We start from the raw sequence: 24,186 nt of genomic DNA on the forward strand, positions 1-24,186 counted from the left end.
CTGGGGGAGGTCTGGACGGTTGCTGACCATCAACGTGGCGGTGCTGCTCGCGGTCATCGTGTTCTTCCGGCTGAGACGGCGTACGCAGGCCCGTAGCCGCTCCGACGAGCAGCTGACCGTCGTCATCTGCCTGGCGCTGGGCGTACTGATCGCGCCTACTCCGACAGGCCAGGGAATCCTGAACATCGTGAGGCAGCTCGCGAATGGTGTCACGCAGGCCAGCCGGTGAGCCCCCGCTCACGCAAGGGCCGGACACCGGCGACCAGGCGCCCGCCGGTGCGGCGGCGTACCCGAGGGCCAGGCAAACGGCGGCAGGGCGCGGATGGCCGACTGATCGGTTCTCTCGTAGCCGTCGCCCTGGTGGTGGTCGTCGTCCACTGGCTGCTGGCCCATTGGTGGGTTCTGGTCGTCCTCGGGACGCTCGCGCTGCTGGCCGGCGGCGGCTGGCTCTACCAGAAGCAACACAGAGCACGGTGGGAAAGGGTCCGCGCGCAGGGCCTCCGGTACGGGCTGGACCAGCTGGACGCCCTGCACCACTCCCGGTTCGAGGAAGCGGTGCGGGACCTGATGCGCCGTGACGGCTGCCAGGACGCGGTCCGTGTCGGGGGCGGCGGGGATCTGGGCGCCGACGTGAAGGCCACCGACCCGCACGGGCGGCGCTGGGTGATCCAGTGCAAACACCGGCGCAACGGCCTGGCCGGCTCCGCCGTTGGAACGCCGGACCTTCAGGTCCTCAACGGCACCGCCCGCCAGGTCCACGGCGCCGACGTCGCGGTGATCGTGACGAACGGCCGGGTGACCGCGCCGGCCACGGCTTTCGCCGAACAGCAGCGGTTACACGTCGTCGACCGTCACACCCTCGGAGTGTGGGCGTCCGGCTCGCGCCCCTTGTGGGAGCTGCTGCGTGCCGTCCCGCCGCCCCGCAGGCCGACCGCGTTCTCCTGAGCAGCTCGCGGCCAAGGCTGCCTCGCCGTTTCTGCAAGGCGCTGTTTCTGGTGGATGCCGGTGCTGATCAGCACGAGGAGGCACGGGGCCCCGAACGGGACGTCAACCTCCGGCGCCTCGTCGTGGTCACCGTCATCGCGGCGGAGATCGCCCTGCCGCCCGCGCTGCTCAGCCCGCAGACGATGCCGTACACGGTCGTCGCCGGCATCGGGATGCACCTGCCTTCACCTGCCTCGAGCCCCGCCGGCTCATCACCTTCTTCGGCCTCACCCTCGGCGCCTACGTCGCCTTCGCCGTCTGATCTTCTCCGTCCCCGGCCCCCGGCGCCGGGGGCGGTTGTACGGTCCGCCGCACCGCCGGCACACGGCTGTGCAGAGCGCGGCGGCCGGGTAGTCGGCCCGAGAGATCTTCGCCACCAGCCGCGGCCGGTGGCAGGTGCAGTCCTCCGCCGTACGACGCCGACGAGCCCCGTCACCGTCCGGGGCCTGGGCCGCCTGGTCAGCGAGCGGCGTTCTCGGCGACCACTCGCTGGACGTTCAGAAGCTGCCCGTCGTCCGGGGGCGAGCCCGGTGGCCCGGCAGCGCGTCTGCCGGGCCACATTCCGCTCAGCGAGTGCCGGTGCGCTTTTCGAGGCGGGTGCCGTGGCGAAGGGTGATCGACATCAGGTCGCTGGGGCCGTCCAACTCCAAGCGGTGCCAGCGCCCGCGGGGGACGATCGCGGCGGTGCCTGCCTGCAACTGCACCATGTCCTCGGCGCCGCCGGTCCTCGCGGGACGGAAGCAGAGGCGGACACCGCCGCTCAGGCAGCACACCGCCTCATCGGCCTCCGGGTGCATCTCCCAGTGGTCGGCATGGACGTCGGCGTCGGTTGCCACGTGGAAGGTTGCGATCTGCCAGGCGCCGCAGTCGCTGCTCGTCATCCGCCGTTCGCCGGCCTGGACATCGCCGTCGGGGTGGATATGCAGAGCTGAGGCGAACAGGTCGATGGGTGAGACGGGCGTCGTCGTCATGACGGCGTTCCTTCCAGTCGGTTCTGTGCAGGGGCGGCAGGCCGCGGCGCAGGTGTTCCGGTCCGGCGGCGGGGCAGCACACCGATTGCCACGACCGCCGCGATCAGGAAGAGGGCGGCAGCGACGGCAAGGCCCAAGGCGTAGCCGTCGTTGAGCGCGGCGGGGTCGGTGGCCGTGCCGGTGCGGTGGGCGGCGAGGGTGGCCAGGGCGGCCAGGCCGATGCAGCCGCCGAGTTGGCGGGAGCTGTTCATGAGGCCCGAGGCCATGCCGGCCTCGCGGGCGGCGACGCCGGTGGTCGCGGCGGCGACGATCGGGGCTATGACCAGCCCGACGCCGACGCCGGTGATGACGCAGGGGCCGAGCACGTCGGTGAGGAAGCCGCCGTCGGGACTGATGAAGGCGAACCAGGCCAGGCCCGCGGCGGCCAGCAGGGCGCCGGGCACCAGGGCCGCACGGGGGGTGCGCGCCGCGGTGACGCGGGTTGCGACGAGGCTGCCCGCGACCAGGCTCGCGCAGAAGGGCAGGAACGCGGCGCCGGTCGCTGCGGCCCCCATGCCCAGAACCTGCTGCAGGTACAGGGACACGAAGTAGAACGCCGCGAACTGCCCGGCCGTGGAGAAGAACACCAGCACGTTGGCGCCGGCGACCCAGCGGCTGCGCAGGAGGCCGAGGCGCAACAGCGGTGCGGGAGCCCTGGATTCGGCGTAGGCGAAGGCGGCCAGGAGCGCGGTGGCAGCGACGAGCATCGCCCACGTGGCCGCAGACCCCCACCCTTGGGCGTCGGTGCGGACGACACCGAGGACCAGCAGTCCGGCTCCGCCGGTGGCCAGGACGGCACCGAGTACGTCCAGCCTCTCACGCCGGGCAGGGCGTGCGTCGGCGGGCGCGCCTGCGGCAACCAGCGCAAGAGCCACCGCCACGATGGGCAGGTTGATCAGCATGACCCAGCGCCAACCCGCGTACTCGGTCAGCAGTCCACCCGCCAGCACGCCCACTGCTCCTCCCACGGCGTTCACCCCGCTCCACACGCCGAGCGCGCGTACGCGCTGTGGGCCCTCGGTGAACGTGGTGGTGAGCAACGCCAGCGTGGCAGGGGTGGCGGCGGCGGCTCCCAGGCCCTGACCGGCGCGGGCGGCGATCAGCTGCCAGGGGGCCTGGGCCAGCCCGCCCGCCAACGAGAACAGCCCGAAGACGGCCAGGCCCAGCGCGAAGAGCCGACGCCGGCCGTACAGGTCGCTTGCGCGGCCTCCCAGCAGCAGGAATCCGCCGAGCGTGAGCGCGTATGCGTGCACCACCCACGACAGGTCGAGCGGTGCGAAACCCAACGCGGTGCGCATCGCGGGCAGGGCGACGTTGACCACCGAAAGGTCAAGGGCTACGGCGAACTGGGCGACGGCCACCGCCGCCAGCACCACACCGGGGTGCCCTCGTAAGTTTTTATACATGTAAGGAAAGTAGCTCGACCGGATCCCCGCTGTCGATGCCTTGAGGGATGATGAGGGCATGCCGCAACCGTCCGCACCGCGCAAGACCCTCGGCCGGCCTCCCCGCATCTCCCGCGAGGAGGTCGTCGACACGGCCCGTCGGATCGTGGACGCGGAAGGCGTGGACCGGCTGACCATGCGGCGGCTGGCCACAGAGATCGGCAGCACCCCGATGGCGCTCTATCACCACGTCCGTAACAAGGAAGAACTGCTCGTCCTGCTGCTGGACGACTACGCGGCCCGGACGCTGCACCGACCCGACATGCCCGCCGAGCCTCGCGAGCGGATCGTCGTTGCCGCTGCCGCGATCCACGAGGCGCTCGCTGCCTGCCCCTGGATCGTGGAGGTGCTGACCGCGGACGACTTGATGTCCGCATCCGCCCTGTGGTTCGTCGAGCAGATCGTCGACGGCCTGGTCGCATGCGGCCTGCCCTCCGAGCGGGCCGTACACGGGTACCGCGCGATCTGGTACTACACCTGCGGAGAGATCGTGGTCCGGACGACTGCGGCCCGGCGGCGCGCAGACGACGACCGTGTCACCTACCGGGAGCGAGTCTTCGCCGATCTAGACCGGAGCGAACTACCCCGCTTGGCACAGGTCGCGGATCACTGGGCGCCCCTGACCGCCGAAGACACCTACCTGGATGGGCTCCGAGCCCTGGTGGACGGCCTTCTCGCCACCCGCTGACGGGGGTCGCCGACGATGTGCGCCTGGCCGCTGACTGGGCACATGCCCGTTGGCCGGGGGCGTCTGCGGTCGCCGTGCGGAGTTGCTGCCTGAGCTGGCGGGCGTTGACGTTCTGGCGGAGGAAGGCGCGCAAGACGCCGGCGCGTCGTTCGACGGCCCGGACGGTCACGGGGGCTCGTTCCCTTGGGGGTGGGCCCACGGCCTCGTACGCCGCATCGACCAATTCGGCCTGTACATGGCCGTCGGCGCGGACCGCCTGCCGGCCCGTTTCGGCGAGGCCTCGCCCTGCGCATGTGTGTCCATGCTGGCCATCTGCCCCCGGCGTTCGCGCAGGCGGCACACCGGCGGGGGGATGGAGGACAGCTGACTCGCTTCCGCCGTATCCCGCACCCCCACCTCCTGGCTGCGTCCGCCCTCCCGGGATTCCCCTCTCCTGGCCGTTTACCAAAAGGGAGTTGGAGCCCTTGGCCGGCTCCTTCCGGGCCGACGGCTCCGACCTATTGACAGCGAGCGGAGATCCACCAGTAGCCTTTTAAGGTCTCGAAGTGGTCTAGACCACAGCCTGGAGGGCTTTGTGAGAAGACGCGGAATCGCCGGAGTGTTAGTCATAGCCGGCTGTATGGCACTCGGAGTTCTTCCACCCGGCACCGGCGCTCAGGCCGCCCCGCGCACGGACGCCGGCACCGCCGCCTCGGCGGGTGCCCCCGCGCTGCCGCCGGTCTCCCCGGCGCCGCAGTCCCTCTCCCGTGCGGGCGAGGATGTGACCGTCACCGGCCGCGTGTTGCTGGTCGTGGACGAACACACGGACGCGGCAGCCCGTGACCGTGCTGTCCGCGAGCTCGAGCGGCACGGCGCCGCACGCGTTGACAACGTTTCCCCGGGCGATGTCCCGCGAGCGTCGACAGGTCTGCTCACGGTCCGGCTGGGACCCGCCGATCGCCCCGACATCGCGGACGCGCTCGGTGACACCCCTGTGCCGAGCCGCGCGGAGGGCTACGCGCTGCGGGTCTCGCAGGGGAAGCCCCAGCCGGAGATCGCACTGGGAGGCGCAGACGCCGTGGGTCAGTTCTACGCCGTACAGACCTTGCGCCAGCTCTTCCAACGAGCCGACGACGGCTGGAAGGTGGCGGGCGCTCAGGTCAGCGACTACCCGTCGATGCCACTGCGGGGCACCATCGAGGGCTTCTACGGCCCGCCGTGGACGGCGGCCGAACGACTGGACCACATGGACTTCCTCGGCGAGATGAAGTCCAACACCTACGTCTACGCGCCGAAGGACGATCCGTACCACCGGGACAAGTGGCGCGAGCCCTACCCGCCGGCCAAGCTGGCCGAACTGCGCGAACTGATCGACCACGCCCGGGCCGATCATGTGCGCTTCACCTTCGCCGTCTCACCTGGCGCCTCCATCTGTTATTCCGACCCCGCCGACACCAAGGCGCTCATCGACAAGATGCAGGCGATGTACGACGCGGGCGTGCGATCGTTCTCGATCCCGCTGGACGACATCAGCTACACCCGCTGGAACTGCCCCGGTGACGCGGAGGAGTTCGGCGCGCCGGGCCGCGGCGCGGCGGCCCGCGCCCAGGTGAGCCTGTTGAACACCGTTCAGCGCGAGTTCGTCGACCGGCGGCCCGGGACCAACCCGCTGCAGATGGTGCCCACGGAGTACGGCGACCTGACCGACACCGCGTACAAGCAGACGGTCCGTGCCACGCTCGACCCCGCGGTGCAGGTGATGTGGACCGGGACGGACGTGGTGCCGCCGGAGATCACCAACGCCCAGGCGTCCAAGGCCGCCGAACTGTTCGGCCGGAAGGTCTTCGTGTGGGACAACTACCCGGTCAACGACTACGCCCGGACCGCCGGGCGGCTGCTGCTCGCGCCGTACGACAAGCGTGAGCCCGGTCTGTCGGACCATCTCAGCGGCATCGTCTCCAACCCGATGAACCAGGAGGCCGCCAGCAAGCTCGCCGTCTTCACGATGTCCGACTTCTCGTGGAACGACCGGGGCTACGACCGGGACCGCTCCGGTCGTCAGGCGGCGCTCTATCTCGCCGCGGGGGACAGCCGCACGGCGGACGCGGTACAGGTGTTCGTCGACCTCAACCACATGGCCCCGACCTTCGGCTCCCAGCCGTGGCAGCCCCAGGCGCCGGTGTTCGGCGCCGAGGTGGAGCGCTTCTGGCAGGAGTGCGGAAGCGACGCCGAGTCGGCGATCAGCGACTTCCGCCCGTCCGTGCGCACGGTCACGCGCGCCCCAGGCATCATCCGGGACGGTGTGCCCGACAAGCTGTTCCTCTCCGACGCCTCCCGCTGGCTGGACGCCACACAGCTGTGGGGGCAGTCGATGGAGCACGGACTGAACACCCTTGCCGCCCTCGATGCCCACAACGCGACCGAGGCGGCGCAGGAGCGCAAGGCCATGGACTCCCTTGCCGCCGCCGCGTCGCAGATCATGGTCGATCCGGCGGAGCAGGGCCAGCACGGCCAGGTGAAGGTCGGCGATCCGTTCATCGAGGACTTCGTCTCGCGCGTGGACAACCTCCACGACGAGTCGATGGGACTGCCGCCCCTGCGCGAGCTCGCCCGCGGAAAGACGGCGACCCAGATCTCCGACTACGACTGGGGCGGGGCGTTCCCCTTCAGCGCCGGCAAGTCCGTGGACGGTGACCTCTCCGACTTCTCCACCACCAGCGGCGGCGAGGCGCAGCCATGGTGGCAGGTCGACCTCGGATCGAGCGCGGACCTCGAAAAGATCAAGATCTACAACCGGACGGACTGCTGCGCGGAGCGGACGAAGGACTACTACGTCCTGGTGTCCGACCAGCCCTTCTCAGGAACGCTCGCGGACCAGCTCGGCAAGCCCGGCGTCTGGAGCCACCACGAGACGGACCAGGCCGCGAGCCCCACCACGATCGCGACCACGGCAAGGGGCCGGTATGTGCGGGTGTGGCTCGCCTGCCCCACCCCCGTCGAGCTGAACATGGCCGAGGTCCAGGTCTACGGACGCGTGCAGGAGGGATGACGGCGTCATCCCCGCACGGGCTCGGTGAGGTGCGGCCGTGTCAGGCCCGCAGGGAGCGCGCGGTTCCGCCCCGATCGTCGCCCCCTCGGACCCCCGCTGACCGGTCCCGAGGAGTGAACGCAGCGGACCGCCTGTTCAGCGCCCAGCCGGTGACGCACTCACACCCCGTCAGAGACCTGCTTGCCATGAGGCTCTGACAACGATGCCACGCCAGCATTCACCCCATCTCATTGGAGGGTTCATGCGATTGCCGAGACCAGCCCGCCTGGTCCGTGTCCTGTCCGCCATGGCCTCTGCGGCCGTCCTGATCACCGGCACGCTGACCACGGCCGCGGTCGCCTCACCCGAGGCAGGGCCGACGTTCCCCGACGATCCGACGGCGTACGTGAACACCTCGATCGGCAACAACGGGGCGGGTACGACGTTCCCCGGAGCGGCGCTCCCCTTCGGGATGGTGCAGAACAGCCCGGACACCCGGCTCAACTCCTACGCCTCGTACGACTACGCGGACCCCGAGATCCTCGGCTTCAGCCAGACGCACCTGTCCGGCGTCGGCTGCCAGACCGCGGGCAACGTCCGGCTGATGCCGGTGCCCGGTGGCTTCCCCGGGACCCGGCCGGACCAGCAGGCGTCCGGCTTCCGCCACGCCGGCGAGCACGCCGAGCCCGGGTACTACAAGGTCGGCCTGGACACCGGGGTGACCGCCGAACTGACGGCGACCGAGCGCACCGGCTGGCACCGGTACACCTTCCCGGCGAACACCTCGCAGCGCACGGTGGTGGTGAACGTCGGCTCGAGCAACGGCTACACCTACGCCGGCCATGTGGACGTCACCGGTGACAGCACCGTCGAGGGCTGGATCACCGGCGGCAACTTCTGCTGGGAGACGGGCAAGGAACGGTACAAGATCTTCTTCAGCGCCGAGTTCGACCGGCCGTTCGACACATTCGGTACCTGGGCGGACGGCGGCGACGTCACCTCGGGCCGCCGGTCGGCGGACATCAGCGGAACGTCGTCGAACGGCTCCCGGGCCGACGGCGGCGCGATGGTCGGGTTCAGCGGCGGCGGCCAGGTCGGCGCGACCGTCGGCGTCTCCTACACCTCGGTGGACGGCGCCCGGCTCAACCGCCGCACCGAGAGCGCGGACCAGACCTTCGACTCCGTCCCGGCCGCAGCGCACCGGGCCTGGGCGCGCCAGCTCGGACGACTGCAGGTGTCCGGCGGCAGCGACGCCGACCTGCGCACCTTCTACTCCTCCCTGTACCGCGCGACGCTCCATCCGTCGGTCGGCTCGGACGTCGACGGCCGGTACATGGGCTTCGACAAGCAAGTGCACCGCAGCGACCGGCCGTACTACCAGATGTTCTCGCTCTGGGACACCTACCGCGCGCAAGCCCAGCTTGTCGCGCTGCTCGAACCGAGACGCGCCACCGACATCGCGAAGTCGCTGCTGCGGGTCTACCAGGACGGCGGCTGGCTGCCACGCTGGGCGCTCGGTCCGAGCGAGACCAACGTGATGAGCGGGGAGGGCCCGACGCCGTTCATCACCTCCCTGTACGCCCGCGGGCTGCTCGACAAGCCCACCGCACAGGCCCTGTTCGACGCGCTGTGGAAGAACGTCACCGAGGTGCCGGCCGATCAGTCGGTCTTCCGGGGCCGCGACGGCAACCCCACCTATATGCGGAACGGATGGGTCGGCTACCAGGACAAGAGCGGCTACACCTGGGGCGACTCCCGTCAGGCGGGCTCCGCGACGCTGGAGTACGCGCTGGCCGACTGCGGTCTGGCCGACATGGCCCAGGGCCTCGGTGAACCGGCCAAGGCCAAGACGCTGCGGGCACGGTGCGCGAACTTCGCAGGCGAATGGGATTTCGGGATGAGCTCCAAGGGGTTCGACGGCTTCCCGCGGGCCCGCACCCCGGAGGGGACCTGGGTCGGCAGCGCTGACCCGGCACAGAGCACCGGCTTCCACGAAGGCACCCCGTGGCAGTACCAGTGGCTCGCGCAGCAGGACGCCCCGGGGCTGTTCGCGCTGATGGGCGGCAAGGACAAGGCCGAGCAGCGACTCGACACCTTCTTCGACATGCCGGGACTGCTCCGCGACCACACGGCAGTGGCCAAGAAGTCCTGGGTCGTCGGGGCGTACGACTACCACAACAATTTCGCCTTCAACCCGAACAACGAGCCCGACCTGCACGCTCCCTGGATGTACGCGTGGACCGACCAGCCGTGGAAGACCTCCGCGGTGCTGCGTGCGGCGCAGCCGCTGTTCACCGACGACGCCTACGGCATGCCCGGCAACGACGACCTCGGCACCTTGTCGTCCTGGCTGATCTGGTCGATGACCGGCATCTACGAGGTGATGCCCGGCTCCGGCGAGTACGTGCTCACGGCGCCGATGTTCGACCGGGTCCGGATCCAACCGGACGGCGGTCGCCCCGTCGACATCGTCGCACCGGGGGCGGACCGGTCGAAGCTGCAATACGTGTCGTCGGTGCGCGTCGGCGACCGAGCCTGGCCCCAGTCGTGGATCTCCCACGGTGATCTGCTGCGCGCCGGCACGATCCGGTTCGCCCTCACCTCCGACCCGGCGAGCACCGACTGGGGCCGTGGCAGCGGCAGTCAGCCGCCCCGCCACGGCACGACGCAGGCCGGTGTCCGGCCGTTCTCCTCGGTGCCCGACGCCAGTCCGGCGCTGCTCGCACCGGGCAAGAGCCTCCAGGCGAGCGTGGGAGCGGTCAATCTCACGGAGTCCCCGGCCAAGGTCGCCTTCCACGCCGCCCCTTCCGACGGCATCACCGTGTCACCGGCTTCGGGCGATCTGACGGTCGACGCCGGCAGCCGGGCCGCCACCCAGGTGACGGTGGCCGCGGACGGCTCCGCCAGACCCGGCCCCCACACCGTCGAAGTCAAGATGACGGACGCGTCCACCGGAGCGCCCCTCGGCAGCACGCTCATCGCCCTGAAGGTCACCTCCCTCTCCTACGGCAGGCCGGCCACGCAGAAGAGCACCGCCTGGGGCGGGGTGGCCTCGCGGGCGGTCGACGGCAACACCGACGGCAACTTCACCGTCGGCTCGGTCACCCACACCGCCGAGGACGGCTCGCCGGAACCCTGGTGGCAGGTCGACCTCGGGGCGTCCAAGGCCATCTCCGACGTCGCGGTGTGGAACCGCAGCGACTGCTGCGTGGACCGCCTGACGGACTACTACGTACTCGTCTCCGACACCCCGTTCACCAGTGACTCGCTCGCCGCGACGCTGGCACAGCCCGGTGTGACCGCCGTCCACCGAACGGACACCGCCGCGACTCCGACAACCGTCCCGCTCGACGCCACCGGACGTTATGTGCGCATCCAGCTCACCACCACCGCGCCCCTGTCGCTCGCCGAGGTCGAGGTGAACCCGCGATGACCACACCGGCACGCACCGCCGACCCGGGATTCGAGTCCGGCACCTTCGACGACGGTACCTTCGACGACGGTCAGCCCCACCACGCCTCCCGCGTCTCCCCCGGCGCCGCCGGACCGGGCCACACGGCGCAGGCCGGGTTCATGACGACGGTCTCGGACCCGGCGCGCCCGGCCCACCACGCGGGCCCATGGCGGCAGCGTCGTCGCAGCCGAACCAGGCCCGGCCCCGACCGTCCCTGACAGGGCTTCACTTCAGGCGAGTGGCTCCGTGGCATCCGGCCACGGAGCCTCCGCGAAACCCGTTGGCGGACCACGGCGACCACTGCTACTTTTCCGGAGGCCGTGCGAGAGAAGGAGGTGGTACCCGTGAACGCAGTATCGACATGGGTGCTCCCCTCCGGGGTCACGGTCGGACGATAGGTCGTCCGGGAGCGCCGTTCCAGAGCACTCCCGAAAGACACGACCATGCGATTCACTTCTGAACAGCGCCTCGACGACGGCGTCCTCGAACGCGAATTCACCCTCGGTGAGATCCCCGGCGTCCTGTGGACGCCCGGATCCGCACCGGCCCCGCTGATCCTGATCGGCCACCCCGGCGGCTTGCACAAGCGACTTCCCCGACTGGTGGCCCGGGCCCGGCACTACGCAGCGCAGTACGGCTTCGCGGTCGCCGCGATCGACGCCCCCGGGTGTGGTGACCGGCCCCGTTCCGCCGCCGACGAGCAGTTCCGCACCGACCTCCACCGGGCGATGCAGGCCGGCGAGCCGGTCGACGAGATCGTCGATGCCTTCGTCGTCCCGCTGGTCGAAAAGGCGGTCCCGGAATGGCGGACCACCCTGGACGCCCTCCTTTCGCTGCCCGAGATCGGCGGCCCGATCGGATACGACGGGATGATCGCCATCGGCATCCGGCTGGCGGTGGCCGAGCCCCGCATTTCGGCCGCCGCCTTCTTCGGCCAGACCTTCGTGCCCGACACCCTGCGGGAGGCGGCCCGGCAGGTCACCATTCCGCTGCAGTTCCTCATGCAGTGGGACGACGAAGGGATGGAACGGCAGCCGGTCCTGGACCTGTTCGACACCTTCGGCAGCAGGGAGAAGACGCTGCACGCCAATCTGGGCGGGCACACCGGTACCCCGTGGTTCGAGGTGGACGACGCGGCCCGGTTCTTCACCCGGCACCTGAAGTGAGGCCGGGCCGTCAGGCAGGCAGGCAGCAGACGGTAGGCGGTGCCGGGGCCGCTCATCAGGTCCCGGCCCTCCTCATGGCGGTGGCCGGCAGATACACAACCGCCCCGATCGCGGCGGCACCGGCCATCGTCGGTACCGGCCGGCCGCCAGCGCCTCCATCAGCCGGACCCACGCCATGAGGCACTCGGCCCCTCCCTTGCGGAGCGCCGGGCAGAAGGCCGCTGTTCCCTGGCGTGAACTGGGCCGCGTCGATCTGGAAGCCGGTGTCCTGACTCAAAGGCTGGAGGGATTCATCGAGTCACTTTTCGACCGCTATGCCTGAACCGCCGTAGCTGGGGTGAACGCCTACGAGCAGGAGTTCTGCGCGGCGGGCCGGAGCGCAGCATCTCGCAGCACGTCGCTGAGATCACACACCGCTTGGTGTCCTCGCGGAGCAGGGAACCGGGCCGCTGGTGCTGCTGGCGCCACCAGCTGCCGGTGCCGGCAGCGGCGGGACACGTGATCACGGGCCATGACTGGGGCGCGGCCGTCGCCGCGAACTCCGCCCCGCTCAGAGCGGAGGCACACGCCGCGCGGCGGGCCCCGCCCCAGTGACGTCTTCGCCCAGATGGGCGGGGACGAGGAGGTCTACGTCGCCTACTTCCAGGAGCCCGGCCGCGCGCAGGCGGGATCGAACCGGATGTACGCGCCTGGCTCGCGGGCTTCTACGCGGCACTGTCCGCCGACACCATGCCCCGACCCGGCGCCCCGGGACCGGTTCCCCGTCGGCCTGCTGCCCGCCTGGCTCAGCGAGCGGGACCTCGATGTCTACGCCGGCAAGTTCGAACGTACCGGCTTCACCGGAGCGCTCAACCGCTACCGGAACATGGACCGCGACTGGGAGGACCGCGCCGCCTTCGACGGCGCCCCCATCATGGCCGTCCCTGTTCATCGGCGGCAGCCCGGACGCTTCCACGACATGGCTGGCCGACGCGACCGTGCTGTCGAAACACTGGTGAACATCCGCGCCACACAAACGGCCTCCACTGGATCGTCGCCGAGACCGACGGCTCCCGCACCCCAGCTGGTCACGATCTACCCGTCCAGCCCGCTCGCGGTGACGCCGCCCCCGAACGACGACCCAGCCTCAAACACCGGCGAGGCCGGGTATGCCAGACCTCGGCTTGGGAAGCGGAAGGAGAGGCTGGAGAAGGCGGACCCCGCCTCCGGAAGTCAGCCGGGCTGGACGGGCGCGAATCCTCGGGCGAGGCACCGGCGGGACGGACTTGTACAACCAGCCTTCGACACCGCACTGTTGCCCGGTATTCATTCATACGGTCAGGAGTCCCGGCTTGTCCTCCCACACCCCCGCTCCCGCGCCCGCCCACGTCGTCGACCCCCTCGGCGGCTGCCCGCACGCTCTCAACGCCGACCTGCGGACCCGGGGACCCGTTGCGGACATCGTCCTGCCCGGCGGGGTGCCCGCAGCGGTCGTCCTGGGGCACGACGCGCTCAAGGAGTTCCTCTCCCACCCCGACGTGGCCAAGGACGCCCGCCACTGCCCGGCCCTGAACGACGGCACGATCCCGGCGGACTGGCCGCTGCGGGTCTTCGCCAACGCCCAGGGCATGCATACCGCCGACGGCGCCGACCACCGCCGGCTGCGCTCCCTCGTCGGCAACGCCTTCACCGCCCGCCAGGTGGAGCGGCTGAGGCCGCGCATCGAGGAGCTGACCACCGGCCTCCTCGACGACCTGGGCCGGGCCGCCGCCGAGGACCCGGACGGCATCGCGGACCTGCGCACCCACGTCGCACTCCCGCTCCCGCTGAGCGTCATCTGCGAGCTGCTCGGCGTGGACCCCGAACACCGCGGCCGACTGCACGACCTCACCTACACGGTGGTCATCGCCACCGACACCACCCCGGCGGAGGTGATGGCCGCCGTACGCGAGCTCGTCGAGCTGCTCGGCACGATCGCGGCCGCCCGCCGGGCCGCCCCCGGCGACGACCTGACCAGCGCCCTGATAGCCGCCCGCGAGGACGACGGCGACCGGCTCAGCGAGGCCGAACTCATCGGCACGATGCGCCTGATGCTGGTCGCCGGCCACGAGACCACCCTCAACCTGATCAGCAATGCCGTACGGGCACTGTGCACCCACCGTGACCAGCTGGCGCTGGTCCTGGAGGGCAAGGCCACCTGGTCGGACGTGGTGGACGAGACGCTGCGCTGGGACGGCCCCGTCAGCTGGTTCCCCTTCCGCTACCCCCTGCGCGACCTGGCCCTCGGCGGCACCGTGATCCCACGGGGCACCCCGGTCCTCGCCGGCTACACCGCCGCGGGGCGCGACGAGGCCTTCCATGGCCCGGACGCCGACCGCTTTGACGTCACCCGGCCCGGCGTTGCCCGGCACCTCTCCTTCGGCCAGGGCGTGCACTACTGCGTGGGCACCCCGCTCGCCCGTCTCGAGGCCACGATCGCCCTGGAACGGCTCTTCACCCGCTTCCCGGAACTCGACCTCGCCGTCCCCGAGGCCGAACTGCCCCGCCAGCGCAGCTTCATCGGCAACAGCGTCGAAGCACTCCCGGTCCGCCCGGTCCGGTGCTGAGGCGCGTCTCCCACTGACCCTTCACCGGTCCGCGGCGGGCGGGGACAGTTCTGTGCTCAGCCAGCCCGGCGCAGCGGGGTCCCGCTACAGGTCTGGAGGCCGCCGGCGGGGGCGGAGGCAGGGTGGTTCTGGACGCGGACCCCGCTGCCGACGGTGGCCCAGCTTCCCGACGCCGCAGTCGTGACGACTCGTGCGCTGCTGACCGCTCGGGAGAACATCACCGACACGGTCGAGGTCAGGGCGATGATGCGTCTCCAGGGTCCGGCGGGTGTCGCTGAGACTTGGGCCGTCAGGCTCTGCTTGCGTGAGGTTGGGCGCGCCCAGGGCGAGACGGTCTGCTGGGTCGCCTTCTGCGCCCGCCCCACCGCTCACACGGTGGGCCATGGACGGTTCGTAACCGTCGGTTTGTCAGGTGAACCCCGAGCCGTCCCTGAAAGTACGCCTGGCTGTTCCAGGACCACCTGGCAGTGCGGCCGCGCCTTCCGGTTCGCCTGGGACGATCCGCTCCGGGAACTTCGGGTGAACCGGCGGAGTTCGTCACCCGAGAACTGGATCACGTCGCGGCCGTTGGGTCGCCGGCCGCGGAAGACGTAGTCCACGACCCGCGTCGCTGCTCCGCGGTGAGCTCGTAGGGGGCCGGGTCAGCCGCGACGCTGTTCGCCCAGCTCGCGGATGGCAGTCGTCCACGCGGTGATCTTGGCGATCATGGTGGCCCGGTCGTGGGCGTCGACCGCGTTCTTCTCGTCTCGGAGGTAGACAACCTTGTTCCACCAGTCGCGCCACTCGTTCTCGTTGGTGGTGTCGTCCGAGAGCCTCACGTAGCGGGCCGACAGCTGGGTGGCGGTCTCGGCGCAGATGTCGTAGCCCGGGGTGCGGCAGGAGTGGGAGCCGGAGAACCTGATCGAGGTCTGGACGCTGCTTGAGGAGGACCAGGAGCGGCTGCCGAACACGTCAGGTGCGATCCAGTTGTGGTTTGCGCTATTGCTGCAGTTCTTCGAGGTGGAGGCCCGGTTCCCGGAGGACATCGGGGAGATCCCGGTGCCAGCGGTGTCGTACGTGGTCCTGCAAGTGAAGGTGCCGCGGAGGAGTGGGCCGCAGGCGGCGTCGGGCCTCCTCCAGCCGCACGTCGTAGTCGGCGAAGAACAAGGCGGGAAGCACCTTGTCCAGCTGGCCTGCGATCCGATGGATCGGTGCCCATGCCGCCGGATCGTCGACCGTGCTGCTGAGATCGGTCATCTGCAACCGTTCCCGCCAGTCCGACAAGCTCGTTGTTTCGTCGCGGGCGAGCTTGATCGTGATCTCTGGCTCTTCCATCCCGGCCCACCCCTTTGAACAGGCGGCTCAACGTTCGAGGGCACAACCTACCGATCGCCGGCTCCGCGAGATCGACCAGCCTTCATCGGGACCGGACACATGCCGTCAGCTCTCGTCGACATTCCCGAGCCGGTTGATCACCAACTGCCTCCGCACCCCATCGACAAACGCTGTTCCTGGAGATGAGCGAACCCCACGGGTTGGCCGGTGTCCTCTTCCTCGACCGTGGCGGCCGCACCCGCCCAGGTGTTGGAAAGGGCGAAGAAGCCTCCGACCACCGCAGCGGCCACGCCGCCGGTCACTATCACACCTGCCTTGCCACCGGGCCCGAGGCCGTCCATCTGCCGGCGATGCGCCGACGCAGAGGCCTTCCCCCGTCGCTGCCTTCCGGCCGTGGGGCGGAAGGCTGAGGATCACCACTCGGAGAGCGGGATGCCGTATCGTCCGGCGTGGCCACCTGACAGGTCGTCCCCTCTGCTCTGCGAACCGGCATTTCGGAGGCTGACCACTATGCACCGTGCGCCAGAGACAGGAGACCAGGCCATCTACGAGGGAACGACAGGCATGGATGAGGGCGCTCCGACAACAGCGCGCCTCCGCGACGTACTGAACCGTGCTGGGCGCGTCGTGATCGCCGAGGGATCTCCTGACGAAGCGGACTCCGCCGGCGTGGCGCGGATCGCGGTGACCGGTGCTGAGATCGCCGACTTGGCCCGACTGCTGGCCCTTGTGGACGGCGGTACCGGCGACCGGTGCCAGTGCAGCGGCTGGCCGACGATCATGGTTCACGACGTCGAGGGCGAGCTGATCGCCTGCTGGACGCTGCACCACCAATCCGGTCTTCGAGGGATCGGTGACTGCGATGCCGACCTGCGAGACGGTCCGGCACTCACCGAGTGGCTGGCGGAGCGAGGCCTGACCAGATCCCGGGAGGTTCAGGCAGGGCTGGCCGTGCAAGAGGCTGAGGAGGACCGGCGTCGGCTGCGTTGGCTCCAGGCCACGCCCGCCGGGCTGCACGACGCGGCCATGGATGTCTCCGACCCGCCGGGACGTGACCTGGAAGCCTGGTCAGGCCGGCTGCGCGACGCCAAGGCCCGGCTCGCCACGCTCGTCCAAGACGGCTATCCCGACGGGATCGAGCGGATCCGCGTCCTGCTGGCATGGGCCGGGGTTCCCGCCAGGGAGTCCACCGGCGGCCTGAAGTGGTACGACATGGCGGTCCAGCAGCAACTGCTCGCCGAGGACCCCGACCTCATCCTCACCGCGCTCGCCGTCCGCCCGCCGAGCCCGGCCCAACTCGACGGCGCGACCCAGCTCTTCGCGTCCCTCGAGTGGACCGGAGCGCACGGCAAGCAGCTGCCCGAGCCGCTGCGGTCGATGCTGATCGAGCACATCCGAGCAGACGGCACCGACCCCATGAGGTTCCTGATGCGCCACGGCTACTACGGTGCCGAGCGATCTGCCTGACCGGGCGCTGCCGGCTGTCGGACAGGTCTCCACCAACTCCTTCGTCGGCACCACCCGCCGTGCTGCAGGTCATCCCCGCCAGCTGGGACTGATGGAGCTCCCCTGGGCGGTGGCGAGGGCGGTAGGTCCTCAAAGTCACTGGGCCGAGTCGGTCGCTTGCGGGCCGATCCTGATGTGGACGATGCCGCTTTCGAGGTCGATCGGCCCGCGGCAGGGATCGCCCTCGCCTTCGTCGTCGCGCGTCCACTCCAGGCGGAGTTGCTCTTCGTGCCTGTGACGGGCGCTCGGAAGGAAGACCTCTTCGAGGCCGTTCACCGGAGGGCACCGGCTTGATCGGGAGGTTCGGGACGCCCGTCACACAGATGGTTTACGTGGATGTGAATCATCAGGGCTCCTGACTTCGGGGCAGGGACATCAACTGTCCCCGAGGCGAGTGAGCTGCGGCGTCTGAGAGTTCTGCTGTGACCCGGACGTTGCGGCGTCCGGGTCACAGCAGGGGGTCCGTCAGCCGTTGCGGGCGGCTTCCGGGCCGGTGATCCGCCGGAGCAGGGGCAGGGTTGAGGCGATGATGGCGAGTGCGGTGGCCAGGCCGAGGGCGACGAGCGCGTAGTACGCCATGCCCGGCGACAGAAGGCCGTAGTGCATCTGTGACTGGAGGAACATGGCTGATGCGGCGAAGCCCGTCCCGATCGCAGTCGCGGCGACCGCGAGCAGCGGCAGCGCGGTCTCCAGGCCGATCACGCGCTGCAGCAGCCGCAGGGGTGCGCCGGTGAGCCGGAGTATCGCGAAGGGGCGCCGGCGGTCCGACAGGCCCGCGACGACGCTCACCGCGAGGCTGCAGCCCGCGATCGGCATGGTGGCCAGGAGTACCACGTCGGCCAACTGCCGCCAGCCGACGAGCTCTTGTTGCAGGTCGGTGCCCCAGTCGCCGACTGCGCGGGTCTCGTAGTGCGGGTAGGCGTTGGTGAGCAGGGTCCGGGTGCGTTCCATGGCCGCCGTCGATCCGTCGGTGGTGACGTAGAGCATCTGGACGGGCAGCTTGGCCGCCTTCGCGGGGGTGATCGCGGCGGCGGGCCACTGCATGCGGCTGCTCGACGTGAGGCTGACGAACGTGTACTGCTGGACGGCCGCGACGCCCGCTCCGGCCGGGCAGTGCCCGGCGACCGGGGTCTGTGCCAGGTCGGAGCAGAGGACCAGGCTGGGCGCCATGGGGGAGGGATCGTGCAGCGTCGCCGGTCCCTTCCCGATCCCGCCGGGGTTGGCGTGGACCACCGCGACGCCACGGAAGCCCGGTGTCGCCCGGATCTCGGTGAGGAGCCGCGTCGGCACAGTCCCGGTCAGCGGCTTGTCGAAGTCGGCGCTGACCTCTACCGCGACCCGGGTCTGCGGGTCGCCGCTCAGCGTTCCCCGGTAGTGGTTGATGGTGCCGATGATGCTCACCGTCGCCGTGGTCACGAACAAAGCCAGGACCAGACCGCTGACCGCGCGGAAGCCGGCCTTCGGGTCGTCCGCGAGGCGGCGCACCGCGATCAGGGTGCCCGGGCGGCTGGTGCGCCGTGCGACCGCCCGGGAGGCGGCCATGGTCAGCCATGGGCCCGCGATCACCAGGCCCAGCATCACCACCAGGAAGCCGGTGAGGTAGGCCGCCACCTGGCCGTTGCTGGTCGGCGGCCGGTGTCCGAGGAAGGCGAAGTACGCGAGTTCGCCGAGGCCTGCCAGCAGCGGGACCAGCCGCCACGCCCGCAGCGGGCGCGGGGTCACTCGGCGGGTCACACCGAGCGGGGAGATGGTGACCCGTCGCAGCGCGAGCCGGGCCGCGATCGCCGCCGCCACGGGCACGCCCAGGGCGACCCCCAGCGCCTGGAGCCCGGTGAGGGTGAGGTCCGCGGTGAAGAAGCGCTGGCCGGTGAACGGGACGGTGGCGACCACTGGGCGCAGCGCGAAGTAGAGGCCGAAGCCGACGGCCGTCCCGGCGACGGCGGCCAGGGTGGACTCGACCGCCGAGATCACGGAGACCTGCCGGGGAGTGGCGCCGACCAGTCGCATCGCGGCGTACCGCTGTTCGCGCGTGGCGGCGGACAGCCGGGTAGCGGTGCCGATGAAGATCAGCACCGGGAAGATCAGTGCACCGGCCACCACGGAGAGGACGAGCGTCATCGCGTCGCCGCGTACGGCGTTGTCCCAGCACTGGCTGTCACAGACGGGCCGGGTACGGGCGATGGTGGTGACCGCTCTGGCCCCTCGGGCGCCTTTGACCTGGTCCGGCGTACGGCCGATGACGGCGATCAGTGAGTCCGGGGAGGACAGCGCGGCGTCGCCGATCGTGCCGGCCAGCCGGCCCGGGAATCGGTCGCCGAGCCGGTCGGCCGGGGTCTCGCGGATCAGCTTTGCCAGTGCGGGGGAGGCGTAGTACTCGCCGGGCGCCGGCAGGTGCTCGAGCCCGGGCGGGACGGGCGAGGTCGAGCCGGTCGCGGCGGTGTCGACCTCGGTGAGCGACTTGCCGTCGTAGTAGTCCCGGTGGCCCCACCACCACAATGGGTCCACCGACGCCTGCTCGGTGCGGCTTGCGGCGCTGGTGTCGAGCCACACCTGCCGTTCGTTCGACCGGTTGACGGCGTTCATGCTGGAAAACGTCGACAGCAGCAGCCCGACGCCGATGGCGACAGCCGCGGCGATCATCATCAGTCTGGCGACGGCCTGCCGACCGCCGCTGGCAGCCAGCCGAAGCGCGAAGGCGATCACGAGGCGATCCGTCCCGCCGGTAGCGGGCTGGCCTTGCCGTCCCGGACGACAATCTCGCGGTCGGCATAGGCGGCGACGCGCGGTTCGTGGGTGACCAGGACGACGGTCGTGCCCTGCTCACGGGCCGCGCCCACCATCAGCTCCATCACCTGCTCGCCGGTCAGCGAGTCCAGGGCGCCGGTCGGCTCGTCGGCGAACAGGACCCGGGGACGGGCCACCAGCCCGCGGGCGAGCGCGACACGCTGCGCCTGACCGCCCGACAACTCGCCGGAGCGGCGCCGCTCCAGTCCGTCCAGGCCGAGCCGGGCGAACCACGGCCGGGCCTCGGCCAGGGCGGCCGCCCGGCTGGTGCCGCTCAGCAGCAGGGGCAAGGCGACGTTCTCCTCGGCGGTCAGCTCCGGGACGAGCTGACCGAACTGGAAGACGAAGCCGAAGATGTCGCGGCGCAGTGCGCTGCGCGCGGCCTCGTTCATGGTGTCGATCCGCCGGCCGTCGAACTGCACCTCGCCCGAGTCGGGAGTGAGGATGCCGGCCAGGCAGTGCAGCAGCGTGGACTTGCCGGAGCCACTCGGGCCCATCACGGCGAGCACCTCGCCGGCGTCCACGGCCAGGCTGGCGCCCCGCAGCGCGGGCGTCTCGCCGAAGGCGAGCACCAGGTCGCGGGCCTCTATCAATGCAGTCACGGCCGCACCTCCTCGGCCAGCGCGTCCAGCCTGGCGGTCGTCAGGTCGATCCAGCGCAGGTCGGCCTCCAGATGGAACAGACCATGGTCGGCGAGCAGGGCGTCGACGAGCGGGCCGGTGCGCCGCAGCGCGGTCAGCTCGCGCATCCGCCGCATGTGGGCGGCGCGCTGCGTGTCGAGGTACTGCTGGGCATTACGGCCGAGCATCAGGGCCAGCACGACCTTGGTGAACAGCACCGACTGCAGATTGGGTTCAGGCGCCACCGGCTCGGTGAGCCAGGTCTCGAACTCCGTCGCGCCCGCCTCGGTGATCACATACCGTTTCCGCTCGGGCCCGTCACCGGGCTCCGCCTCGCCGGCCACGACCTTCCCATCCCGGGCCAACCGACCGAGGGTGGCGTACACCTGACCGTACGGCAGCGGCTTGCCGCGCCCGAACAAGGCGTCATAGTCGCGCTTCAGGTCATAGCCGTGACTCGGCTCCCGCTCAAGCAAGCCCAGCAGGGTCAAAGGAACACTCATGAGCTGACCATACATCGCGCGTATACACCGAGTGTATAAACCGAGTAAATGCTGGGCGGAGACGGCGATCAGAGCACGCTGGGACAGGCTCGTAGTCGAGCGACGGCGACCGGCAGCGGAGCGAAGTCCGCCTCGCGGTACGACCCCCAGCGGCCGCGACCGACTGGGAGTCAGACCCGGGCGGCGAGGACGCCATCGAGCGCCGGACGCCGTCCATCGCCTCGCGCAGCCCAGCCGTAACTTGCGGGCGCGGGCCGCAGTGAGCGGCGGCCCGCGCGGGTCCGTCGACGTCGCCCTGGTCCTGGTCGTGCTCGCCCATGCCCCATCGTCCTCCGCGTCGGCGGGAAGCCCAGATCGCTGGACGCTTCACTCTGATCCCCACCCACCCCTTCCCCTACGGTTAGGAGTGGAAAGTGCTGGTCAGCTCTATGTAGAGGACGCTGCAGACCCATGGAGCCGCGATCGACGCGGTCCTCGCCGGCACCGAACAGATCACCCAAGACAGCCTGGAGGCCGTCCCGCTCGACGTTGCCGCAGACTCCCCCCGTCTGCTGGCCAACGCAAGGGCAAATGGTGACCAGAACGCCTCGCGGCACCACCCCGGTCAGACAGATCCCCATTCAGCCCCGACCCCGAGCCGGCGAGGGACGCACAGCGTCTGGCCACCGCGAACTTCATCAGGCCCAGTTACCTGCGCTCCTACCTGCGCGCCCTCGACTCCCGGAAAGCAGCCCCGTCCTGGGAGAGCCTGGCCGGGGCCACCGGCCGCGATCCAGTCCTCTTGCGGGAGATCCTCGAACGAAAACAGTGCATCCAGTGCGGCGGCCCCTGCCGATCGGACACCACCGCACATCCCGTCGGCGATGTTCCCAGGCCTGCCGCCAGAAGAGCTACCGCAAGCGCCATCCCAAACCGCTGAAAGCCATACGGATCACCAACTGTCAGGGATCCGGCAAGGTGCTCTCCCACCATCGGCAGCCTCGTCAGTCCTGTTCACCGGCTTGCCGCCAAGCCGCCTATCGCACGCGGATGAACGCAGCCTTCTTCCGGAACAAAGATCTACTGCTGGAAGCGCTGTAACCGCTGGGCCTCCGTCAACCGAGGCGTCGATCGTGGTCTGCCACCCCTGCTCAGCCAGCCTGGACATCCCTCCAGGCCTATAACCGGACCGTTGCGTCGTCTGCGGGATGCCGCTCTCCTGGGGTGTTTATGGACAGGTCCGGCTGGCCTGCTCAGGCTCCTGCCGAGCAAGGCGTTGCTACTGGTGCCAGAAGGAGCGGCTCGCTGCATGTGACGAGACGCGGTAGTTGGAACTGGACGGTTGGTGACCTGGTGGTTCGAGTAGTGACGGAGATGATGTGTTGTTATGGACACCACATCTCCGAGTCATGCTCTCGTAGAAGCAGGCTGGCAGCAGGTCCGTGCTGACGGGCGGGTCTGCCCGGAACTGCTCGAGGCGGCCTGCGTCGAACCACACCTGCGCCAGTTGTTTCCATGGACGGGAATGGGAGAACTGCGCTTCAGCCGCTGCACAGAGCAGCATTGGGCATGAGACATTCCTTATATTCAGCCCGCAGCGGACGGCGAATACTGGGTCTCCGGCCCCCTGCGCGGCGAGTCTGTGGGCCCACAGCGACGCTGGCCAGGATGCACGGCGTCGCGGTCAGGTGGTTCCTGAAGTTTGCCAGGATGTGGGCCTTGTCGTGGATCGCCGCCCATGGCCTGCCAAGATCCTCCGTGGTACCGAGGGCCTAATCCAGGATCGCGAGGTCGAAGCGTGCCATCTGCTGGCCGTAAAGGCGCTCTCTGCCTGCCAGAGCGCCTTCCAGCGGCCCGCGGACCTTCCGCTGACCCATTGAGGTCATCGAAGTGCTCGCGGTTCACCAGAGAGGCGTATGTGGCGAACACGACCACGGGCCTGGACCCTAGCCCACAGGGCGAGTTGGATCGGGTTCGTGGTGGTACGCACCCCCAGTTTGTTGAGCACCGGGTCGTTCTCCAGCGAGCACACCGTAACGAGCGGGGCGCGGTGGCTCACCAGGCGCCATGCCTGGGCGGTCTGCATGAGCAGGTCCAGGGTCGGCACGGTGATGAGGATCCGGCCGCCCAGGAGGCAGTCCAGAGCGCACGCGGCAGCGGCGAGCGTATTGCCTGATCCGGTCGGAGACACGATCGTGGCCTCGTGCCCCTTCAGGAGGCACAGAGGATCTTGGGGGAAATTCCACCCACTTCCGGAAACCTGCCTTTTGGTCGACCTGGTGTTCTCGGAGGTGAATCACTGGCATTCAGATGCCTCCCGTTTTCCGATTTGAACGGTGATTCAGATGACGTGCAGAATCTGCACTGAAGGTCTGTTTCCTCGGCACCTGACACCTGGTCAGAGTCCGGCGATGCAACTTCGGTTCACGACGTTTCATTGACCGAGAAGAGCATGGCCGATAGACAAGTGACGCATTAGAATCCCGGCTATGCGTAACGACTTCTGCGAAGTCATGTTCCTTCCGTCTTCTCAGTGTGACCACTGCCGTTCAGCACAGTCGAATCTCCCCCGAAGGGTGTACGTCACGAAGGGGGGAAGTGTTTATCACTGCACGCCAAGCTGCGAGGGTCTCAAAGATGGGCAACGGTACGCCCGTTGGAAAGGCCTGGATATCCACGACGTTGAGTCTGTCCCGCGCAGTGACGTCCAGGCCCGGCTTGGCGCATGCGAAGTATGCCGCCCAGATCTGCCGCCACCTCATCGGTAGGCCTCCAAAAGTAGATGTTCTGTATTTCCTCCAATTCTGATCGGGAGTCGTGATCTTTTCCAGTGTCAATCCGCGCTTAATTTTGAAGCAACGGAAGCTGTATCCGTTCACCCGGACGCGCCCTCACAGCTGTCGGGCCGTCAGGCCCGTCGGTGGCCGCGCGGAGCGTGGCCACCCTGGTGACGCGGAGCGTCACGGGGTGGCTGGAGCGCAGCGGAGGCCACGGCCGGCCCGGGAAGGCCGGCCGTGCTCTTGGAGCGCAGCGGAAGGAGCATCAACCTGCCTGCTTCGCAGGCAGGTTGTGCGGGGAGCGTAGCGAGCCGCTCCGCGCTCACGCGGAGCGTGAGCGCAACCCCCACGCGCAGCGTGGGGG

General features: G+C 69.8%; 18 protein-coding genes and 2 pseudogenes. 11 read left to right on the forward strand and 9 right to left on the reverse strand.

Annotated features, from left to right (window positions below):
- Nucleotides 1-19 precede the first annotated feature (19 nt).
- The gene (locus K7G59_RS30150; protein WP_225839770.1) at nucleotides 20-229 is read left to right on the forward strand and encodes a hypothetical protein; all 210 of its coding nucleotides are present in this window, start codon (nucleotides 20-22) and stop codon (nucleotides 227-229) included.
- A gap of 47 nt (nucleotides 230-276) precedes the next feature.
- Complete coding sequence (locus K7G59_RS30155; RefSeq protein WP_225839772.1) at nucleotides 277-945, forward strand: restriction endonuclease; 669 nt, start codon at nucleotides 277-279, stop codon at nucleotides 943-945.
- 605 nt (nucleotides 946-1,550) lie between these two features.
- Here K7G59_RS30155 and K7G59_RS30160 read toward each other — a convergent pair.
- Complete coding sequence (locus K7G59_RS30160) at nucleotides 1,551-1,955, reverse strand: cupin domain-containing protein (protein WP_225839774.1); 405 nt, start codon at nucleotides 1,953-1,955, stop codon at nucleotides 1,551-1,553.
- A complete protein-coding gene (locus tag K7G59_RS30165; protein ID WP_225839776.1) occupies nucleotides 1,952-3,400 on the reverse strand; it encodes an MFS transporter in 1,449 nt (482 codons plus the stop codon). The genes K7G59_RS30160 and K7G59_RS30165 overlap by 4 nt, the downstream gene beginning before the upstream one ends.
- 58 nt (nucleotides 3,401-3,458) lie before the next feature.
- Between K7G59_RS30165 and K7G59_RS30170 the strand changes: the two genes are divergently transcribed.
- The 7 genes and pseudogenes from K7G59_RS30170 (at nucleotide 3,459) to K7G59_RS30200 (ending at nucleotide 14,339) form a co-directional block, all read left to right on the forward strand.
- On the forward strand, nucleotides 3,459-4,127 hold the full coding sequence (locus K7G59_RS30170; RefSeq protein WP_225839778.1) for a TetR/AcrR family transcriptional regulator: 669 nt from the start codon (nucleotides 3,459-3,461) through the stop codon (nucleotides 4,125-4,127).
- Between the two features lie 619 nt (nucleotides 4,128-4,746).
- A complete protein-coding gene (locus tag K7G59_RS30175; protein WP_225839780.1) occupies nucleotides 4,747-7,155 on the forward strand; it encodes a beta-N-acetylglucosaminidase domain-containing protein in 2,409 nt (802 codons plus the stop codon).
- A 286-nt stretch (nucleotides 7,156-7,441) separates the two neighbouring features.
- Nucleotides 7,442-10,567, forward strand: coding sequence for a GH92 family glycosyl hydrolase (locus K7G59_RS30180; RefSeq protein WP_225839782.1), 3,126 nt, complete (start codon nucleotides 7,442-7,444; stop codon nucleotides 10,565-10,567).
- Complete coding sequence (locus K7G59_RS30185) at nucleotides 10,564-10,806, forward strand: hypothetical protein (protein ID WP_225839784.1); 243 nt, start codon at nucleotides 10,564-10,566, stop codon at nucleotides 10,804-10,806. The genes K7G59_RS30180 and K7G59_RS30185 overlap by 4 nt, the downstream gene beginning before the upstream one ends.
- A gap of 225 nt (nucleotides 10,807-11,031) precedes the next feature.
- Nucleotides 11,032-11,754, forward strand: coding sequence for an alpha/beta hydrolase (locus K7G59_RS30190; protein ID WP_225839786.1), 723 nt, complete (start codon nucleotides 11,032-11,034; stop codon nucleotides 11,752-11,754).
- 384 nt (nucleotides 11,755-12,138) lie between these two features.
- Nucleotides 12,139-12,728: pseudogene (locus tag K7G59_RS30195) on the forward strand (alpha/beta hydrolase); the annotation flags it as partial.
- 357 nt (nucleotides 12,729-13,085) lie between these two features.
- Entirely contained in the window at nucleotides 13,086-14,339 is a 1,254-nt protein-coding gene (locus K7G59_RS30200) for a cytochrome P450 (RefSeq protein WP_225839789.1), read from the forward strand.
- Nucleotides 14,340-14,980: 641 nt separating this feature from the next.
- Here K7G59_RS30200 and K7G59_RS30205 read toward each other — a convergent pair.
- Entirely contained in the window at nucleotides 14,981-15,289 is a 309-nt protein-coding gene (locus tag K7G59_RS30205; RefSeq protein ID WP_225839792.1) for a hypothetical protein, read from the reverse strand.
- 28 nt (nucleotides 15,290-15,317) lie between these two features.
- Nucleotides 15,318-15,653: a hypothetical protein gene (locus K7G59_RS30210; RefSeq protein ID WP_308295106.1), complete on the reverse strand. Its 336-nt coding sequence runs from the start codon at nucleotides 15,651-15,653 to the stop codon at nucleotides 15,318-15,320.
- A gap of 564 nt (nucleotides 15,654-16,217) precedes the next feature.
- On the opposite strand from K7G59_RS30210, the gene K7G59_RS30215 reads away from it, so the two are divergent.
- Entirely contained in the window at nucleotides 16,218-17,120 is a 903-nt protein-coding gene (locus K7G59_RS30215) for a hypothetical protein (RefSeq protein WP_225839795.1), read from the forward strand.
- A gap of 135 nt (nucleotides 17,121-17,255) precedes the next feature.
- Here the strand turns inward: K7G59_RS30215 and K7G59_RS30220 are convergent, their stop codons facing one another.
- The 4 genes from K7G59_RS30220 to K7G59_RS30235 all read right to left on the reverse strand — a co-directional run bounded on the left by K7G59_RS30220 (nucleotide 17,256) and on the right by K7G59_RS30235 (nucleotide 21,066).
- The gene (locus K7G59_RS30220) at nucleotides 17,256-17,435 is read right to left on the reverse strand and encodes a DUF6191 domain-containing protein (RefSeq protein WP_225839797.1); all 180 of its coding nucleotides are present in this window, start codon (nucleotides 17,433-17,435) and stop codon (nucleotides 17,256-17,258) included.
- Between the two features lie 189 nt (nucleotides 17,436-17,624).
- A complete protein-coding gene (locus tag K7G59_RS30225; protein WP_225839799.1) occupies nucleotides 17,625-19,862 on the reverse strand; it encodes an FtsX-like permease family protein in 2,238 nt (745 codons plus the stop codon).
- Entirely contained in the window at nucleotides 19,859-20,545 is a 687-nt protein-coding gene (locus K7G59_RS30230; RefSeq protein WP_225839801.1) for an ABC transporter ATP-binding protein, read from the reverse strand. The genes K7G59_RS30225 and K7G59_RS30230 overlap by 4 nt, the downstream gene beginning before the upstream one ends.
- On the reverse strand, nucleotides 20,542-21,066 hold the full coding sequence (locus tag K7G59_RS30235) for a PadR family transcriptional regulator (RefSeq protein WP_225839803.1): 525 nt from the start codon (nucleotides 21,064-21,066) through the stop codon (nucleotides 20,542-20,544). Before K7G59_RS30235 ends, K7G59_RS30230 begins: the two co-directional genes overlap by 4 nt.
- 1,366 nt (nucleotides 21,067-22,432) lie before the next feature.
- Between K7G59_RS30235 and K7G59_RS35450 the strand changes: the two genes are divergently transcribed.
- The gene (locus K7G59_RS35450) at nucleotides 22,433-22,618 is read left to right on the forward strand and encodes a DUF6193 family natural product biosynthesis protein (protein ID WP_225839805.1); all 186 of its coding nucleotides are present in this window, start codon (nucleotides 22,433-22,435) and stop codon (nucleotides 22,616-22,618) included.
- A gap of 58 nt (nucleotides 22,619-22,676) precedes the next feature.
- Here the strand turns inward: K7G59_RS35450 and K7G59_RS30245 are convergent.
- Nucleotides 22,677-23,351: pseudogene (locus K7G59_RS30245) on the reverse strand (DEAD/DEAH box helicase family protein); the annotation flags it as partial.
- Nucleotides 23,352-24,186: the final 835 nt, after the last annotated feature.

This window comes from Streptomyces sp. NK08204, from assembly GCF_020400585.1.
Taxonomy (GTDB): Bacteria; Actinomycetota; Actinomycetes; order Streptomycetales; family Streptomycetaceae; genus Streptomyces.